Origin of the sequence: Microbacterium sediminicola (genome assembly GCF_039531125.1) — a bacterium.
GTDB lineage: Bacteria > Actinomycetota > Actinomycetes > Actinomycetales > Microbacteriaceae > Microbacterium > Microbacterium sediminicola.
In genome coordinates, this window is the sequence record NZ_BAAAPL010000001.1 from 767,009 (window position 1) to 785,201 (window position 18,193).

Sequence of the window (18,193 nt, forward strand, 5' to 3'; positions counted from 1 at the left end):
CGACGGGGTCAGCGCTCGAGGACGTCGGCATCCTGCAGCCGCTCCAACAGGCCGGCGCCGTCGGATGCTGTCACCCAGGGCACATCGGCCGCGGCGTGATGATCGACGACGGTGCGTCCGCCGGCCAGGACGGCTTCGGCGGGGAGAAGGCGTCGGATGGCGACGGCGGTGACATTGTCCGGATGCTGCGCCGTGAACGCCGTGTAGATGGCGTCGTCGTGCTGACCGTCATCGCCGATGAGCAGCCAGCGGATGTCCGGGAACTCTCGGACGAGGCGGCGAAGATTCTCCTCTTTGTGCGCACGACCGCTGCGGAACCAGCGATCGTGGGTGGGTCCCCAGTCGGTGAGGAGCATCGCGCCGGCGGGGAAGAGGTGACGCCGCATGAAACGCACCAGAGTGGGTGCGACATTCCACGCGCCGGTCGACAGATACACCACCGGGCAACCGGGATTCTCCCGCGCATACCGTTCCAGCAGCACAGCCATCCCCGGCACGGGCTGGCGGGCGTGCTCGTCGACGACGAAAGAGTTCCACGCGGCCAGGAGCGGTCGCGGGAGCGCCGTCACCATGACGGTGTCATCGACGTCAGAGACAACGCCCACGCGCACGTCGGCTCCAACGATGAAAGCGCGTGCGGGCACCGGTGTGCCGCCTTCGACAGACATCGTGAAGCTCTGCCACCCCGGAGGGAGATCGGCGTCGATCACGACATCCACGACGCCGCCGCGGTCTGCGATGACATCGTGCGTCGTACCGCCGATCGTGATCTGCACGGCGGCGTCGGCGACGGGGACGGAGGCGAAGCTGCGCCACCCCCGCACAGACGCGTACTCGCTGGAGCTGCGGGTGGGTTGCGGCGGAACGATCAGCGCACGACCGAGGACGCGTACCCAGCCCTGGCCACCGTAGCCGGGCACGGCGGCCACCGTCGGCCGGCGACCGCGAGACCTCGCTCGGCGCTCGCGCCACGCCTGCACCCGGCGTTCGAGGCGTGCAAGCCACACCGACTTCTCGGGCACGGGTGAGGACTGCGAACCGGGCACCCTCTCAGTCTTTCACGCCCCCGAGGACTGATCATCGGCCGTGCCCGATTGGTCGGGCTCGCCGGCGTCAGAGCCGGACAGGTGGCGTCGCTCAATTCGGTGCACGAGCTTCTTGCCGAGGAACACGAGCACCACGAACACGGCGATGGCTCCCACGAAGACATATCCGGCGTAATGCGCGCGATCGGCGAGATCTCGATAGGTGCCCGCTGCCAGCGCGGATACGGTGACGTACAGACCTGCCCAGAGGATGCACGCCGGCGCAGTCCAGGCAAGGAATCGGCGATACGAGTAACCGCTCATTCCCACGGTCAGGGGAATGAGCGAGTGGAGGACGGGAAGGAAACGGCTGAGGAAGATGGCGATTCCGCCGCGCCGCCGCACGTAGTTCTCCGCGCGGTTCCAGTTGTGTTCGCCGAGTCGCGCGCCCAGGCGTGAATGGCGAATGTACGGTCCCAGGAAACGTCCGAGCCAGAAGCCGATGGTCTCACCGACGAGAGCGCCGATCACCACCGCGATGCCCAGAGCGAGGCCCTCCACGGGGGAGGCCACCGCGGTACCGGCGATGATCACGATCGTGTCGCCGGGGACGATGAGTCCGATGAGCACACTCGTCTCGAGCATGACGGCCAGGCCCGCGATCAGTGTGCGCACTGCGGGGTCCACGCCCTGGACGGTGTCCAGCAGCCACGACAGCCACTCGTTCATCTTCTGAAGCCTAGAACGGGGGTGCCGTCTACCCTGTGAGCGTGGTGCTTTCTGTGTCGACGCTCGTGGGGGCGGCCGCGTCGATCACACCGGAACAGGTGTTCGTTGGCTGGGCGGCGGAGTTCCCGTTCTGCTACTGGCTGGATGCCGGGCGCGATGCGGACGCGGAATCCAGCTGGGTCGGGGTCGGCGAACCGGCGTCCATCGCCGACATCCGTGCCGTGCGGGTGCACCCCGCGCCGTCATCGCCGGCAGAGGGCTGGGTCGGGTGGTTCGCCTACGAGTCGGGCGCAGCGCGTGCCGGAGCCCCGGTTCACCTCGACGGGGCGGGCGAGGACGCCTGGATGCGAACGACCGCGGCCGTGGAGTTCGCGCCCGCAGGCGGAGCCATCCGTGTCCACGCGGAGACACCCGAACTCGCCGAGGCACTCGCAGAGCGGCTCTCAGCGCTCGGGCCGCCCGAACCGGCCCCTGAGGTCACCCCGCAGACGCAGGCATCCTCGCGGCACCGTCCCGAGGAGTACGCCGCACTCATCGAGGCATGCCGAGAGGCGATCCGGCTCGGCGATGCCTACCAGCTGTGTCTCACAACGCGGTTCGAGATGGCGGTCGATGTCGACCCCGTGGATGCGTATCGACGACTCCGCGCGGCGTCCCGCGCCCCGCACGGCGGGGTGATCCGCATGGCGGACAGGTGGCTGCTCAGTGCCAGCCCGGAGCAGTTTCTCGCGGTCGAGGACGGCCGTATCCGCACCGATCCGATCAAGGGGACCCGACCGCGCGGAGTGCAGCAGGATGCTGATGCGGCGCTCGCCGAGGAGTTGCGCAGCGACGTCAAGGAGCGCGCGGAGAACGTCATGATCGTGGATCTCATGCGCAACGATCTCACCCGGGTGTGCACGACCGGGTCGGTGACGGTGCAACGACTGTTCGAGGTCGAGAGCCACCCTGCAGTGCATCAGCTCGTCAGCACGGTGACGGGGAACCTCGTCGAAGGGGTCGGTGTCGGCGACATCCTCGATGCCGCTTTTCCCGCCGGGAGCATGACCGGGGCGCCGAAGCTGTCGGCGATGACGATCCTGCACCGCCTGGAAGGGCACGCGCGGGGACTGTTCGCGGGAGCGTTCGGCTGGGTCGGGCACTCGGGGCAGATGCGCCTGGCGATGGTGATCCGATCCGTTGTGATCGAGCCCGGTCGTGTGTATGTCGGCGCGGGCGGTGGCATCACCTGGCTGTCGGACCCCGCGTTCGAGGTGGCGGAGGTGGGTCTGAAGGCGCGCGCACCGCTCGCGGCGGTCGGGGTGCTCCCTCCTCACGGCTGGTGAAAGCGCGCCATCCGGTAGCCTGGAAGGGCACAAGTTGCGCCTTCTCCCGCACTGATAGGTACCCATTTCGTGAGCCAGACCGTTCCCGTCGACACCGCCGCCATCGCCGAGGGTGGCTACGATCCGCATGCCATCCAGGGCAAGTGGCAGGAGCGTTGGGAACAGGAAGACCCGTTCCGGGCTGGCGGCGACGAAGACACGCGCCCACGCAAGTACGTTCTGGCGATGTTCCCCTACCCCTCGGGCGACCTGCACATGGGTCACGCGGAGAATTATCTGTACTCCGACATCGTCGCTCGGGCGTGGCGTCATCGCGGCTACAACGTCCTGCACCCGATCGGGTGGGACTCGTTCGGGCTTCCGGCAGAGAACGCGGCGATCAAGCGTGGCGCGGACCCCCGCGAGTGGACATACGCCAACATCGCGCAGCAGAAAGAGGGGTTCCGCTCCTACGGGGTCTCTTTCGACTGGAACCGCGTCCTGCACACCAGCGATCCGGAGTACTACCGCTGGAACCAGTGGTTGTTCCAGAAGATGCACGAGCGCGGGCTGGCCTACCGCAAGGAGAGCCCGGTCAACTGGTGTCCCAACGATCAGACGGTGCTCGCGAACGAGCAGGTCGTGGACGGACAGTGCGAGCGCTGCGGTGCGGTGGTCGTCAAGAAGAAGCTCACCCAGTGGTACTTCCGCATCACCGACTACGCCGACCGTCTGCTGGATGACCTGAATCAGCTTGAGGGCTCGTGGCCCCACAAGGTGCTGCAGATGCAGCGCAACTGGATCGGCCGGTCGGTCGGAGCCGACATCGACTTCGAGATCGAGGGGCGTGCCGAGAAGGTCACGGTGTTCTCGACCCGGCCCGACACACTGCACGGTGCCACCTTCATGGTCGTCGCGCCGGACAGCGACTTGGCAGCGGAACTCGCGGCCGACTCCAGCGCCGAGGTGCGCGAGCGATTCCAGGACTACCTCGAGGCTGTGCAGAAGCAGACCGACATCGAGCGGCAGAGCACCGACCGACCGAAGACCGGCGTCTTCCTCGACCGGTTCGCGATCAACCCCGTCAACGGCGAACGCCTCCCGATCTGGGCGGCGGACTATGTGCTCGCCGACTACGGCCACGGTGCGGTCATGGCGGTACCTGCGCACGATCAGCGCGATCTCGATTTCGCCCGCGCGTTCGATCTGCCGGTGCGCGTGGTCGTGGACACCACAGCACCGCTGACGGGCGCGATACCGGTCATCGACCCGGATGCGAATCTGGAGGATCTCGACACGATCGAGTCCATCGACCCCGCCACGACGGGGGTCGCGCTGGTCGGTGACGGGCGCATGATCAACTCCGGCTCGCTCGACGGCCTGAGCAAGCGGAACGCCATCGCGCGTATCACCGAAGAGTTGGCGGCATCCGGCACCGGTCGCGCCTCCAAGTCGTATCGACTGCGTGATTGGTTGATCTCACGTCAGCGCTTCTGGGGCACGCCGATCCCCATGATCCACACCGCCGACGGGGAAATCGTCCCGGTGCCTGATGACCAGCTGCCGCTGAGGCTTCCCGACGCGCACGGGCTGGATCTGGCGCCCAAGGGGACGTCGCCGCTGGGTGGTGCGGACGACTGGATGTCGACCGTCGATCCCCGCACCGGGGAGTCGGCGCGGCGCGACCCCGACACGATGGACACCTTCGTCGACAGCTCCTGGTACTACATGCGATTCCTGGCGCCGCAGGACGCGACACAGCCGTTCGATCCCGCGCAGGCTCTGCGTTGGGCGCCGGTCGACTTCTATATCGGTGGCGTCGAGCACGCGATCCTGCACCTGCTGTATGCGCGGTTCATCACGAAGGTGCTGTTCGACATGGGCTATGTCGACTTCACCGAGCCCTTCACCTCGCTCATCAACCAGGGCATGGTGATCCTGGGCGGATCGAAGATGTCCAAGAGCAAGGGAAACCTGGTGCTCTTCCACGAAGAGCTCGCCGCGCACGGGGCCGATGCCCTGCGTGTCGCGCTCGCGTTCGCGGGGCCGGTCGAGGATGACAAGGACTGGGCGGATGTCTCCACCACCGGCGCCCAGAAGTTCCTGGCGCGCGCCTGGCGCATCGCCCACGACGTGACCAGCGACCCGGATGTCGTCTGGGCCGAGGGCGACACCGCGCTGCGGCGGGTGACGCACCGCCTGTGGGCGGAGGTCCCGGGACTGATCGAGCAGACGAAGTTCAATGTCGTCGTAGCCCGCCTCATGGAGGCTGTCAACGCGATCCGCAAGGCGATCGACACGGGTGCGGGTCCCGCCGATCCGGCGGTTCGTGAGGCGACCGAGGCGGTGGCGATGATCCTCGATCTGTTCGCGCCACACACCGCAGAGGAGATGTGGGAGGCGCTCGGGTACGACCGCTTCGTCGGACTCGTTCCCTGGCGGCAGCCCGATGCCACGCTCCTCGTCGAGGAGAACGTCACTGCGGTCATCCAGATCGACGGCAAGGTCCGCTCCACCATCGAGGTGTCGGCGCGGGTCGATCCGGCAGAGCTGGAGCGAGCGGCCCGTGCCGACGAGAAGATCGTCCGTGCCCTCGCCGGACGCGAGATCACGCGCGCCATCGTGCGTGCGCCGAAGGTCGTCAGCTTCAGCACGCACTGATCCCTCCTCCCCAGCGACGTTCGTTTCGTACGGTCGCGGGCGAGCAGGGGTACGCCGGTAGGCAAGGTCCGGGGGAACCTAGCGTGGCGCCGTGCCTGCCGACCGCTCCGAACGCCGACGCTGGGGCACGGGCGCGGTGGTCGTCCTGGTCCTTGGGGCTCTCGCGGTCACGGTCGCGATCGGCGTCATCCGGAGTGCCTCGGCGCCCGTCGAGACCGTCGTGGACGCGACGACAGTGGAGATCGCCGAGCCGTCGCTGTACGTGCATGTGTCCGGCGCGGTGACGGCGCCGGGTCTGTATCTCCTCCCGCCGGGTGCCCGGGTCGTGGATGCCGTCGCGGCGGCGGGTGGGTTCAGCGAGGACGCCGATCGGGCTGCCGTCAACCTTGCGCGCAGCGTCTCGGACGGGGAACAGCTCGTCGTCCTGAGGGAGGGGGAGGTCGCCGGCCCTCAGACGGGGACGGGCGATGGTCTGGTGAATCTGAACACGGCGGATATCGCGGCGCTGGACACGTTGCCGGGCATCGGACCCGCGATCGCACAGCGGATCATCGACTGGCGCGAAGACAATGGGAGATTCACCAGCGTCGAGGACCTGCTCGCGGTGTCCGGAATCGGCGCGAAGCTGCTCGCCGGCATACGGGACATGGTGGGGATCTGACCGTGCCCGGTGGCATCCGCGCGTGGCGTCTGGTCCCGGCGATGATACTCACGTGGTCGGGTGCGGCTCTTCTCGTCGTCTCTCCGGAAGCGTCCGGCTGGGTCGTCGCGGGATGCGGCGTGAGCGTGATCGCTGGCCTGGTCGTCCTCGCCGCAGACGCCCGCCGCCCACCGCGACGGTGGCGCGCGGGAGCGGTGATGGCAGTCGTGGCACTGGCCTGTGCAGCCGCCACCGCCTCGCACGTGGCCGCAGCCGTCCACACGCGTGCCGATATGGCCGAGCGAGTGGGTGAGGCGGGAAGATCTGTGGCAGCCACAGCCGTGATCGTGGGAAAACTCGAGCCGCGCGACGATGGCGCCCGCGAATTCGACGCACTGGTGTCCTCCCTGGCGGGAGAGGAGGTCGAGCCCACCCCGATCTCTGTCAGGGTACCCGCCGAGACGTTGACCCCATCGCTGGACGTCGGGGCGCGTATCGCCCTCGAAGGCTCTGCGTTCGAAGTGAGCCCCGGCCGGCGGGCCGTGGCTCTCGTCATCGCGCGTGAGGTCACCGTCCTCACGCCGCCACAGGGTGTGTTCGCCGTGGCCGCGGCAGGTCGGCAATCCCTCGTCGCGGCTGCGGCGGGACTTCCGGGGTCGGGCGGCGAGCTCATCGCAGGACTGGCTGTGGGAGACACCTCCAGTGTGAGTGGTGCGACGGATGCCGCCATGAAGGCCTCATCACTGTCACACCTCACCGCGGTCTCTGGGGCGAACTGTGCACTGGTAGTCGCTATCGCGGCGGGCGCAGCGTCGGTACTCGGCGGCGGAAGGCGTACTCGGCTGCTCGTCGGTGTCCTCGCGCTCGCGGGCTTCGTCGTTCTCGTCACGCCGGAGCCCAGCGTGGTGCGAGCATCGGTGATGGCGGGCGGCGCGATGCTCGCCGTGCTGTGGGGCAGATCGGCCGCAGGCATCGCGATCCTGGCCGCGGCAGTGACCGTCCTTCTGATCATGGATCCCTGGTTGGCGACCTCGCTCGGGTTCGCCCTGTCCGTGGCGGCGACCGCCGCTCTACTCACACTCGCGCGGCCGATGGCGCGGGGCCTGTCGAGATGGCTTCCGTCCCCCCTCGCATTGGCGATCTCCGTCCCCCTGGCTGCTCAGCTCGCCTGCGGACCGATCCTCGTGCTGATCAGCCCTGTCATCCCGTTCTGGGGTGTGCCTGCGAACATCGTCGCGGCGCCGGCTGCTCCGGTGGCCACGGTGCTCGGGCTGCTCGCCTGCCTCTGCGCGCCGATCCCGATCCTGCAAAGCGGGCTGACGGTATTGGCCTGGATCCCGGCATCCTGGGTCGGGGCGACCGCGGAGGTCGCGTCACGCCTGCCGCGCGCGAATCTGCCGTGGGCGGAGGGCGTCTGGGGGCTTGTGGCCCTTGCCACGCTGGGGCTTGCCGTCGGCGTGATCATCATCAGCACGTCGACGGGACGTCGCGCGCGGCTCGCGCGGGCATGCGCTCTCACCGTTCTTGCCCTCACGGTGGGTGTGGGCGGCGGCGTGGTGGTTGCCGGTGCGCTCTCGTCGCGGTGGGTCGTTCCCACCGAGTGGTCGGTGATCGCGTGCGATGTCGGGCAGGGAGATGCGCTGCTTGTGCGCAGCGCCGGGGCGATCGCACTGATCGACACCGGCCCGGATGAGGAGCTGTTGGCGGAGTGCCTGCGCCGTACGGCGGTCAGTCACATCGATCTGCTCGTTCTCACGCATTTCGATGCCGACCATGTCGGGGGAGTGGGTGCGGTCGTGGGGAAGGTATCTCAGGTGGTGCACGGGCCCTCACCGGATGCCCCCTCGGATCGCGTGCTCACGACCCTGGCCGATGACGGTGCGCGCGCGGTGGTGGCCGCCGCCGGAATGAGAGGCCGTTTGGGTGCGTCGTCCTGGGTCGTTCGATGGCCTCTGGCCCAGACGGTGTTTCCGCCGGGAAACGACGCGTCTGTCGTCGTGGAGTTCAGCGGTGGAGGTGTCCCGCGCTCGATCTTCCTCGGGGATCTCTCAGCATCGGCGCAGGCCGTGCTCCGAGATGCGGTGGCGGGTTCGTATGACCTCGTGAAAGTCGCCCACCACGGTTCGGGCGATCAGGATCCCGAGCTCTACCGCGCTATCGCGGCGCCCCTGGCGCTCATCACGGTCGGCCGGGACAATGACTACGGCCATCCGCGCGACTCCCTCTTGGCGCTTCTGTCGGATGCTGTGATCGGTCGAGCGGATGTGTCGGGCATGCTGGCTGTGAGCGCCGTCGGCGATGGGGTGACACTCTGGCGCGAGCGGGGCGAACCGACGACGGCCGAGGCCGTCGGGGGTGATCACTAGGCTGGAGTCATGTCACCGGCCCCCCGCCGCTCCGCGACCGGCGGGACGCGCAGCAAGATCCCGCAGGTGTCGTGGCGTGAACCGCGACCGGCGCCGATCATCCTGGTCAGCGGCGCAGAAGAGGTCTGCGCTGAACGCGCGATCGCCGGCATCAGAGACCAGCTCCGAGCCGCCGACGCGAGCCTTGAGGTCACGGACATCCGAGCAGACGACTACGTCGCCGGAACGCTGCTGACGGTCTCGTCGCCGTCGCTGTTCGGCGAACCGCGTCTGGTGCGGGTGTTCGGGGTGGAGAAGGCCTCGGATGCCTTCCTGAGCGAGGCCCTCGCCTATCTCGAGGGGCCGCAGGAAGGCGCGACCGTGTTGCTGCGGCATACCGGTGCGACCGTGCGCGGAAAGAAGTTGCTGGAAGCGATCCGCGGCGGCGCGGGCGGGGGAGTCGAAGTGGCGTGTCCCGCCATCAAGCGGGACGCCGACAAGTACGATTTCGCCGCCGGAGAGTTCTCGACCGTCGGCCGGCGAATCGACTCCGGTGCACTGCGCGCGCTCGTGGCGGCGTTCGCCGATGATGTCACCGAACTCGCCGCAGCATGCCAGCAGCTCATCTCGGATGTGCCGGGATCGATTACCGAAGATGTCGTGCGCCGCTACTACGGGGGCCGGGTCGAGACGACAGGATTCGCTGTGGCGGATGCCGCGATCGCGGGGCGGTACGGCGAGTCCTTGATCACGCTGCGACAAGCGCTGGCTTCGGGTGTCGACCCGGTGCCGATGGTCGCGGCCATCGCGTCGAAGCTGCGCACCATGGCGCGTGTGGCGGGGTCACGGGAGCCCTCACAGGCGCTGGCCGCGCGCCTCGGGGTCAAGGACTGGCAGGTCGACCGAGCGCGCCGTGATCTCAGCGGCTGGAATGAAGCCGCGCTGGCAGGTGCCATCCAGGCGGCGGCGCGTGCGGATGCCGAGGTGAAGGGCGCGTCGCGTGACGCGGTGTTCGCGCTGGAGCGTCTGGTCACCGTGGTCGCGACGCGGGCGCCGTTCGGTTCGTAGCGGCGTAGTCCGAGGCTGATGGTGCAGTCCGGGAACGACACAGCGCCCGGTTCCTTGCGGTTCCGGGCGCTGTGTGATGCGGGTGGGGCTCAGAGAGCGGCGACCTGCTTCGCGATGGCCGACTTGCGGTTCGCGGCCTGGTTCTCGTGGATGACGCCCTTGCTGACGGCCTTGTCGAGCTTCTTGGAGGCGGTGGCCAGCGCGGCTTCGGCCGCGGCCTTGTCGCCCGAGGCGATCGCCTCGCGCGTGCGGCGCACGTGCGTCTTCAGCTCGGACTTGACAGCCTTGTTGCGCTCGTGCGCCTTCTCGTTGGTCTTGTTGCGCTTGATCTGCGACTTGATGTTCGCCACGTGTCGACGTTCTTTCGTTCGGAGTGATGGATGAGTTGCCGACGGCGAGAGAGGGGCGCCGGACGGCGGTCGTGAGGGGGCTACCCACACGCAAGCCAAAAACCGAGTCTATCAGGTCTGCTCGAGCGACGTGAGCGCGAGGTTGAGGACGGCGTTGAACTCGTTCGGGCGCATGGCGGTGACCAGATGGCTCGTGCGCGGGAAGACGATGAGCTCGGCATCCGGGGCCATTCGTGTGAAGAGTCTTTCGTTCACCCGGAGCTGATCGAACTGGCCGTTGACGAACCACAGGGGAACCTCGATGCGCTCGAGCGCCGCCAGCAGATCGAGCACGGAAAGGCTGCGCAGGGCTGCGTCCTGAGCATCCAATGCGTAGCCGCCGGCACCGAAATCCCCGCGCGTCTCGTCGGGGAGGGTCGCGTCCAGGACCCGTTCGCTCAGCCAGGCGCCGCGGTCCGGGAAGGCGTCCAAGCCGCGAGCGAGCGTCCGATACGCACGCAGCGCAGCCCCGCGTGGAATCGCGGTGCAGGAGACGCCGACCAGACCGTCGACCGGGTGCCAATCGGCCGATCCGGTGTACTCCACGCTCAGCAGGCCACCCATCGAGTGTCCGACCAACAGGACGCGACCGTGCTCCGCGACGGCCGCGCGTACGGCCCCGTCGATCGTCTCGAACGCGCCCTGCAGGGAGAAGGTCTCATCCATGCGGGCACCGTGTCCGGGAAGGTCCACGGCGACGGCGGGATTGCCCCGCCCGTCCAGGTACTCGAGCTGGGCGCGCCACATGGTGCGCGAGGTGCGGATGCCGTGGACGAGCACGACGGCGGTGGACATGAGCTCAGGCTATCGACCGCTCCTGCGGGAGGGCTGGTGGGTGCCGCAGGATTGCCCTCCGCGCCCGGTAGAATCGTGCGGATATGTCCCCCCGCGCCCTCACGCCCCTGCCGGCGGCTGCCACTCCTCCGGAGCAGATCCGCAACTTCTGCATCATCGCTCACATCGACCACGGCAAGTCGACCCTCGCCGACCGCATGCTGCAGATCACCGGCGTCGTCGCCGAACGTGACATGCGCGCGCAGTACCTGGACCGCATGGACATCGAGCGCGAGCGCGGCATCACGATCAAGAGCCAGGCGGTGCGGATGCCGTGGGCGACGGCTGACGGCACCTTCGCCCTCAACATGATCGACACCCCTGGTCACGTGGACTTCACCTACGAGGTCAGTCGGTCGCTGGCCGCATGCGAGGGGGCGATCCTCCTCGTCGACGCCGCGCAGGGTATTGAGGCACAGACCCTGGCGAACCTGTACCTGGCACTCGAGAACGACCTCCAGATCATCCCGGTGCTGAACAAGATCGATCTTCCCGCAGCCGACCCAGAGAAGTTCGCGGCGGAGCTTGCCAGCCTCATCGGCGGTGACCCCGACGACGTGCTGCGCGTCAGCGGCAAGACGGGAATGGGCGTCGAGGCGCTGCTGGATCGCATTGTGCGGGACATTCCCGCACCCGTGGGAGACGCCGACGCCCCCGCCCGCGCGATGATCTTCGACTCGGTCTACGACGCGTACCGCGGTGTCGTGACCTATGTGCGCATGGTGGACGGCAAGCTCGAGCCGCGCGAACGCATCCAGATGATGTCGACCAAGGCGACGCACGAGCTGCTGGAGATCGGAGTGTCCAGTCCTGAGCCGATCCCGACGAAGGGACTCGGGGTCGGAGAGGTCGGATATCTCATCACCGGTGTGAAGGATGTGCGCCAGTCGAAGGTCGGCGATACCGTCACCAACCAGCGCAAGCCCGCAAGCGAGGCGCTGGCCGGGTACACGGATCCGAAGCCGATGGTCTTCTCGGGCATCTACCCGATCGACGGCAGCGACTACGCCGAGCTGCGCGAGGCCCTCGACAAGCTCAAGCTTTCGGATGCCTCCCTGCAGTACGAGCCCGAAACGTCGGTGGCGCTCGGGTTCGGCTTCCGCTGCGGGTTCCTGGGGCTGTTGCACCTCGAGATCATCACCGAGCGCCTCTCTCGCGAGTTCGGACTCGACCTGATCACGACCGCGCCCTCGGTGACGTACGAGGTCCTCACCGACACGGGAGAGACCGTGACCGTCACGAACCCGAGCGAGTATCCGGACGGGCGCGTCTCGGAGGTCTCGGAGCCGGTCGTGAAAGTCGGCGTGTTGCTCCCCAAGGACTACGTCGGCACCGTCATGGAGTTGTGCCAGTCGCGTCGCGGCAGCCTGCTGGGGATGGACTACCTCAGCGAGGAGCGCGTCGAGCTGCGCTACACCATGCCCCTCGGTGAGATCGTCTTCGACTTCTTCGACCATCTGAAGAGCCGGACGCAGGGCTACGCGAGCTTGGACTACGAGCCCGCGGGATCGCAGACCGCCGATCTCGTGAAGGTCGACATCCTGCTGCAGGGCGAGAAGGTGGACGCCTTCAGCTCGATCGTCCACCGTGACAAGGCGTACAGCTACGGCACGATGATGGCTGAACGGTTGCGCAAGCTCATCCCGCGCCAGCAGTTCGAAGTGCCGATCCAGGCGGCGATCGGTGCGCGCATCATCGCGCGAGAGACGATCCGCGCGATCCGCAAGGATGTGCTCGCCAAGTGCTACGGCGGCGACATCACCCGCAAGCGCAAGCTCCTCGAGAAGCAGAAAGAGGGCAAGAAGCGCATGAAGATGGTCGGCAGAGTCGAGGTGCCGCAGGAGGCCTTCATCGCCGCACTCTCTGGCGACGTCGAGGGCAAAGAGAAGTAGTCTGACCACCATGCGCCGCGGCACATTCCGGGACGAGACCGTCGACTACGCAGCGGTCGGGGCCACGCAGGCACCCGACCTGATGCAGTTCCCGCCCGAGGGCAGCATTCCCGCCGAGCAGTCCTGGCGCCTCGGCAGCGGGGAGGAGCGATTCGCGACGGCGACCGAGTCGCTGTTGACGTGGACACCGCTGCGTGGCGCGGGTCTGAGCATCTCGAACGTGCATCCGGCTGCGGGACCCGGGTACACCGGTGTGTCCTACGACGCGGACGGTACCCCCGTGGGTCCGGCACGGCGCGAGGCGGAGCAGCGCTTCGATGCGGAGGGCACTCCCTACGTCAGCGCCGGCACGAGCATCCATGTCAGCGGTCGTGTGGACGGATATCGCGCGGACGCGGATCTTCGCGTGATCCTCGCGGTGGAGGAGCCGCGACGAGTCGCCGTCGCTCTCGGCACCGTCGGGGGCTCGGTGGTGCGCGGCGAGGAGCTGTTCCTGCTGGAGTGGCGCCCGAACGACGAGGTCTGGTTCACCGTACGGGCCTTCGACACCGCGGTGTCGGCGCTGTATCGGATCCTTCCCACCCTCGTGCGCCGCCGTCGCACCCGGCTGTTCGAGCGCTATCTCAAGGCGGTCTCACCGCTGTTCGCATCCTGATGGGAGCGGCGCTGCCGGTCGGTGATCCGGTGCCCGCCGACGGATCACTCCCGGGCGCGCGGATCGATTCGAGAACACCGTTCTCGGCCTACATCCACGTGCCCTTCTGCCGCGTGCGTTGCGGGTACTGCGACTTCAACACGTACACCGCCACCGAGCTGCGTGGCGCACGCCAAGGCGACTATGCCCAGACGCTGGCGGGCGAGGTGGCACTGGCGGGGCGTGTGCTCGCCGACCTCGGGCCGAGCCGAGAAGCATCGACGGTGTTCTTCGGCGGAGGCACGCCGACGCTGCTGCCGCCGGGCGATCTGGCGCACATGCTGGATGCCGTGCGCGGCGAGTTCGGAATCGCCGCCGACGCGGAGGTCACCGTCGAGGCGAACCCGGACACGGTCGACGACACCGTGGTGGAAAGACTCGTCGACGCGGGCGTGACGCGTCTCTCGATCGGAATGCAGTCCGCGGTCCCGGACGTGTTGGCTGTGCTCGATCGCATGCACGACCCGGCGAACGTCACGACGGCCGTCGCGGCGGCGCGACGGGGCGGCCTGCAGGTCAGCGTCGATCTGATCTACGGGTCGCCCGGCGAGACCCTTGACCAGTGGCAGCGCACCGTGGATGCCGCAATCGCGCTGGAGCCCGATCACCTCTCTGCCTACGCCCTCATCGTCGAATCCGGCACCAAGCTCGAGCGGCAGATCCGCCGTGGCGAGTACCCCGCGCCCGATGACGACGTGCACGCCGCGATGTATGAGTGGGCGGACGCGGCCCTCGCCGCGGCCGGCTTCGCCTGGTACGAGGTCTCGAATTGGGCCAGGAGTGAGATGCTGCGATCGCGGCACAACCAGGCGTACTGGCGGGGGCACGACTGGTGGGGCTTCGGCCCGGGCGCGCACAGCCACATCGGCGGAGTGCGCTTCTGGAATGTGCGGCACCCCGCGGCCTATGCACAGCGGCTCGCGCGAGGTCTGTCGCCGGCAGCGGGACAGGAGATCCCGGATGCCGCCGCCCGCACGCTGGAGCGCGTTCTGCTGGCCACACGAACGAGCGACGGGCTTCCCATCGCCGAGCTGGACGCAACGCAGCGCCGCGACCTGGCGGGGCTCATCGCCGACGGGCTCATCGACGGTCCGGTCGCGATCGCCGGTCGTGTGGTGCCCACTTTGCGCGGGCGACTGCTCGCCGACACGATCGTGCGGACACTCGTCGCCTGACGGGAGTCCGTGGTGTCGCATCCGATAGAATTGGCACTCACCGTGGATGAGTGCCAACAGTTCGCGGCACGACCCACCTCGCGCGCCGAAGGGAGAAGACATGGTCAGCGAGCGCGGCCTGCAGGTTCTGCGAGCCATCGTGCAGGACTATGTCGACACCCGCGAACCCGTCGGCAGCAAGGCCATCGTGGAGCGCCACGCCTTCGGTGTGTCGGCGGCGACGATCCGCAATGACATGGCCCTGCTCGAAGACGAAGAGCTCATCGCCGCGCCGCACACCTCGTCGGGTCGTGTGCCGACTGACAAGGGCTACCGCGTGTTCGTCGATCACCTCGCCGAGATCCGCCCGCTCTCGCCGGCACAGCGCACCGCGATCTCGCAGTTCCTCGAGGGCTCGAACGATCTGGATGACGTGCTGGTGCGTACCGTGCGTGCGCTCACCCAGCTGACGGGCCAGGTCGCGATCGTCCAGTACCCCTCTTTCGCGAAAGCGAACATCAGCCACATAGAGCTTGTGGCGCTCGATGGCCCTCGCGTGATCGTCATCGTGGTGACTGACACCGGCCGCGTGTCGCAGCGACTGGCGGTGCTCCCCGACGATCTGGACGAGACCGAGATCGCGCGCCTACGCGCCGAGGTCTCGACACTGCTGGTGGGAAAGACCGTTCGCGAGGGCGTGGCGCGCGTCGAGGAGCGCGCGACGTCGCCAGCGGAGACCACACGCCACGAGCGCGCGGTGGCCGCGGTGCTTCGCGTGGTCGAGGAGGAACTCGACGAGTTCCGTCAGGATCGCCTCGTCATGGCCGGCACTGCGAATCTCGCCCGGCGCGAGGCCGACTTCCGGGGGAGCATCTATCCGTTGCTCGAAGCGATCGAGGAACAGGTGACGCTCCTGCGCCTGATGGGCGAGATGGTGGCCGACGACAACGGCCTGGCCGCCAGCATCGGCCGAGAGAACGAAGCCTTCGGGCTGTCGGAGGCCTCCGTGGTCGCGAGCGACTACGACGCGACCGGAGCGCGGGCACGCGTCGGGCTCATGGGTCCGACACGCATGGACTATCCGAGCAATCTCGCCTCCGTGCGCGCGGTTGCACGATATCTGACGCGGCTGCTCTCGGACGACGAGAGCAATCGATGAACCGACGACCGCTGTATGCCGTGCGCGGCATGGGGCAGAAAGGCGATCGTGGCTGACCACTACGAGGTGCTGGGAGTGTCGCGCGAAGCGACCCCCGATGAGATCAAGAAGGCGTACCGCCGGCTGGCCCGCCAGCTTCACCCTGACGTGAACCCTGGCGAAGAAGCAGCAGAGCGCTTCAAGCTCGTGACCCACGCGTACGACGTGCTCAGCGATCCGGATCAGCGCGCGCGCTACGACGCGGGCGGCAGCGACAGTCCCTTCGGGGGAGCAGGCGCCAATTTCGGGGGCTTCAACGACATCTTCGAGACCTTCTTCGGCGGGGGAGGAGCCCGTGCCGGCCGGCCGCGCTCGCGCAAGGAGAAGGGTCAGGATGCGCTCGTGCGTGTCGACCTCGAGCTGAAGGACGTCGTGTTCGGTGTCCACCGCGATATCGAGGTCGACACCGCTGTCGAGTGTGAGACCTGTCACGGGGCGTGCACGCAGCCGGGGACCTCCCCGGTGCGCTGTGACATCTGCCACGGCAGCGGCCACGTGCAGCGGACGGTGCGCAGCCTGCTCGGCAACGTCGTCACCTCTCAGCCCTGCGGTACCTGCCAGGGGTACGGCACGACGATTCCCTATCCCTGCGCCACGTGTCAGGGACAGGGGCGCGTACGGGCGCGCCGCACGGTGTCGATCGACATCCCCGCCGGTGTGGAAACCGGACTTCGTCTGCAGTTGCCCGGCTCGGGTGAGATCGGCCCCGGCGGCGGCCCGCACGGCGATCTCTACATCGAGGTCTCGGTGGCCGATCACGCGGTGTTCAGCCGCGACGGCGAGGATCTGCTCGCAACCCTGGAGGTGTCGATGCCGGACGCGATCCTCGGCACGACCAGCCGTATCGACTCCCTCGACGGCCCCGTCGATCTCGAGATCCGCCCCGGGGTCCAGTCCGGCGACGTGCTCACGATCAAGGGACGCGGCATCACCCCGTTGCGCGGCAACCAGCGTGGCGACCTCCGCGTGGGCGTCCACGTGGTCACGCCCACGCGGCTGGATGCGAAGTCGCGCTCGCTCATCGAAGAACTCGCCACGCGGACGAAGTTGCCACGCCCGCAGCTCGCCGAGTTCCATCAGGGCCTGTTCTCCAAGCTGCGCGATCGGTTCCGGAACGGCTGATCGTGGCGCTGCACTTCGTGCTGGATGAGCCCGCCACCGCCGTCCCCGGTGAGCAGATCGTCCTCACCGGGTCGGAGGCACATCACGCTGCCGCGGTGCGCAGGGTACGGGCGGGTGAGGCTGTCACGGTCGGCGACGGACGCGGCGTCTGGCTCGAGGGAACTGTGGTCGCGGTGGATGCGCGACGCGTGGAGATCGAGGTGATCGTCCGTTCGGAGGTGCCCCCGCCGGGCGTGCGGATCGAGCTGGTGCAAGCCCTCGCCAAGGGTGATCGCGACGAGCTCGCCGTGCAGGCGTCGACGGAGCTCGGCGTCGACGTGATCACTCCGTGGCAGGCGTCGCGCTCGGTGTCGCGGTGGGACGGCCCGAAGCAAGAAAAGGGCGTCGCACGCTGGCGCACGATCGCACGCGAAGCAGGCAAACAGTCGCACCGTGCCTGGCTCCCCGTGGTCCGCGGTATCGAGACGACGGCGGCGTTGGCCGCGCGCGCCGGGTCGGTGCGGATGCTCGTGCTCGAACCGACAGCTGACGAGAGGCTGACGACAATCGAGTGGGACGCGACCGATTGGCGGGACGTGGTCCTCGTGGTCGGACCCGAAGGGGGCATCGCAGACGGTGAGCTGCAGGTCCTCGTGAGCGCGGGAGCCACGCTCGTCCGCCTCGGGGACGAAGTTCTGCGCACGTCGACAGCGGGTCCGGCAGCCATCGCGTTGCTGTGTGCCCGCCTCGGGCGGTGGTGAACCGGTCGGTGAGGAAAGCGCATCGGTACACTGGAGGCATGAGCGAAGCGTCGGTGTTCACCCGGATTCTGCGCGGCGAGATCCCCTCGGAGATCATCGCCGAGACGGAGAACGTCTTCGCGATCCGTGACATCGCTCCGCAGGCGCCTCTGCACCTCCTCGTGATCCCGAAGAGCGAGCAGTACCGCAACGTTGTCGAGCTCGCGGACGGTGATCCGGCGCTCCTCGCCGAGATGACGGGCCTGGCGGCGGACGTTGCCCGCGTCCACGGCAACGGCGAGTTCCGGCTGGTCTTCAATACCGGACCGAGCGCGGGCCAGACCGTGTTCCACGTACACGCCCACGTGCTCGGCGGCGACCTCGCGGAAGGCAGCCTCGGTGGCTGAATCCGACGAAGC

Annotated in this window: 16 protein-coding genes; 12 read left to right on the forward strand and 4 right to left on the reverse strand. The window is 68.2% G+C overall.

Translation table 11 applies throughout. The features are described 5' to 3' along the window. Positions 1-8: 8 nt before the first annotated feature. Together ABD206_RS03545 and ABD206_RS03550 are read right to left on the reverse strand one after the other, a co-directional pair. Complete coding sequence (locus ABD206_RS03545; RefSeq protein WP_344069345.1) at positions 9-1,046, reverse strand: App1 family protein phosphatidate phosphatase; 1,038 nt, start codon at positions 1,044-1,046, stop codon at positions 9-11. Positions 1,047-1,058: 12 nt separating this feature from the next. Beyond that, positions 1,059-1,754 carry a DedA family protein gene (locus ABD206_RS03550; RefSeq protein ID WP_344069348.1) on the reverse strand — a complete coding sequence of 232 codons (696 nt, stop codon included), beginning with the start codon at positions 1,752-1,754 and terminating at the stop codon, positions 1,059-1,061. A gap of 41 nt (positions 1,755-1,795) precedes the next feature. On the opposite strand from ABD206_RS03550, the gene ABD206_RS03555 reads away from it, so the two are divergent. The 5 genes from ABD206_RS03555 (at position 1,796) to holA (ending at position 9,772) form a co-directional block, all read left to right on the forward strand. Continuing rightward, on the forward strand, positions 1,796-3,079 hold the full coding sequence (locus ABD206_RS03555; protein WP_344069350.1) for an anthranilate synthase component I family protein: 1,284 nt from the start codon (positions 1,796-1,798) through the stop codon (positions 3,077-3,079). Between the two features lie 69 nt (positions 3,080-3,148). Then, positions 3,149-5,719 carry a leucine--tRNA ligase gene (gene leuS / locus ABD206_RS03560; protein WP_344069353.1) on the forward strand — a complete coding sequence of 857 codons (2,571 nt, stop codon included), beginning with the start codon at positions 3,149-3,151 and terminating at the stop codon, positions 5,717-5,719. Between the two features lie 91 nt (positions 5,720-5,810). Then, positions 5,811-6,380: a ComEA family DNA-binding protein gene (locus ABD206_RS03565; RefSeq protein WP_344069356.1), complete on the forward strand. Its 570-nt coding sequence runs from the start codon at positions 5,811-5,813 to the stop codon at positions 6,378-6,380. 2 nt (positions 6,381-6,382) lie between these two features. After that, positions 6,383-8,725: a ComEC/Rec2 family competence protein gene (locus tag ABD206_RS03570; RefSeq protein WP_344069359.1), complete on the forward strand. Its 2,343-nt coding sequence runs from the start codon at positions 6,383-6,385 to the stop codon at positions 8,723-8,725. A 9-nt stretch (positions 8,726-8,734) separates the two neighbouring features. Continuing rightward, on the forward strand, positions 8,735-9,772 hold the full coding sequence (holA, locus tag ABD206_RS03575) for a DNA polymerase III subunit delta (RefSeq protein WP_344069362.1): 1,038 nt from the start codon (positions 8,735-8,737) through the stop codon (positions 9,770-9,772). 89 nt (positions 9,773-9,861) lie between these two features. On the opposite strand, the gene rpsT is transcribed toward holA, so the two are convergent. Both rpsT and ABD206_RS03585 read right to left on the reverse strand, forming a co-directional pair. Beyond that, a complete protein-coding gene (gene rpsT / locus ABD206_RS03580; RefSeq protein ID WP_344069365.1) occupies positions 9,862-10,122 on the reverse strand; it encodes a 30S ribosomal protein S20 in 261 nt (86 codons plus the stop codon). A 111-nt stretch (positions 10,123-10,233) separates the two neighbouring features. Continuing rightward, the gene (locus ABD206_RS03585; RefSeq protein WP_344069368.1) at positions 10,234-10,956 is read right to left on the reverse strand and encodes an alpha/beta fold hydrolase; all 723 of its coding nucleotides are present in this window, start codon (positions 10,954-10,956) and stop codon (positions 10,234-10,236) included. Between the two features lie 83 nt (positions 10,957-11,039). On the opposite strand from ABD206_RS03585, the gene lepA reads away from it, so the two are divergent. The 7 genes from lepA (at position 11,040) to ABD206_RS03620 (ending at position 18,181) form a co-directional block, all read left to right on the forward strand. After that, a complete protein-coding gene (gene lepA / locus ABD206_RS03590; protein ID WP_344069371.1) occupies positions 11,040-12,887 on the forward strand; it encodes a translation elongation factor 4 in 1,848 nt (615 codons plus the stop codon). Positions 12,888-12,897: 10 nt separating this feature from the next. Continuing rightward, entirely contained in the window at positions 12,898-13,542 is a 645-nt protein-coding gene (locus tag ABD206_RS03595) for a DUF1990 domain-containing protein (RefSeq protein ID WP_344069374.1), read from the forward strand. Then, entirely contained in the window at positions 13,542-14,756 is a 1,215-nt protein-coding gene (hemW, locus tag ABD206_RS03600) for a radical SAM family heme chaperone HemW (RefSeq protein WP_344069378.1), read from the forward strand. Before ABD206_RS03595 ends, hemW begins: the two co-directional genes overlap by 1 nt. Before the next feature lie 100 nt (positions 14,757-14,856). Then, positions 14,857-15,894, forward strand: a complete 1,038-nt coding sequence (gene hrcA, locus ABD206_RS03605) for a heat-inducible transcriptional repressor HrcA (protein ID WP_344069381.1) — start codon at positions 14,857-14,859, stop codon at positions 15,892-15,894. Between the two features lie 48 nt (positions 15,895-15,942). Continuing rightward, positions 15,943-17,055 (forward strand): molecular chaperone DnaJ, encoded by a 1,113-nt coding sequence (gene dnaJ, locus ABD206_RS03610; RefSeq protein WP_344069384.1) that lies wholly within the window; start codon positions 15,943-15,945, stop codon positions 17,053-17,055. Between the two features lie 2 nt (positions 17,056-17,057). Beyond that, the gene (locus ABD206_RS03615; protein WP_344069387.1) at positions 17,058-17,795 is read left to right on the forward strand and encodes a 16S rRNA (uracil(1498)-N(3))-methyltransferase; all 738 of its coding nucleotides are present in this window, start codon (positions 17,058-17,060) and stop codon (positions 17,793-17,795) included. A 38-nt stretch (positions 17,796-17,833) separates the two neighbouring features. Then, positions 17,834-18,181, forward strand: coding sequence for a histidine triad nucleotide-binding protein (locus tag ABD206_RS03620; protein WP_344069392.1), 348 nt, complete (start codon positions 17,834-17,836; stop codon positions 18,179-18,181). The last annotated feature ends 12 nt before the right edge of the window (positions 18,182-18,193 follow it).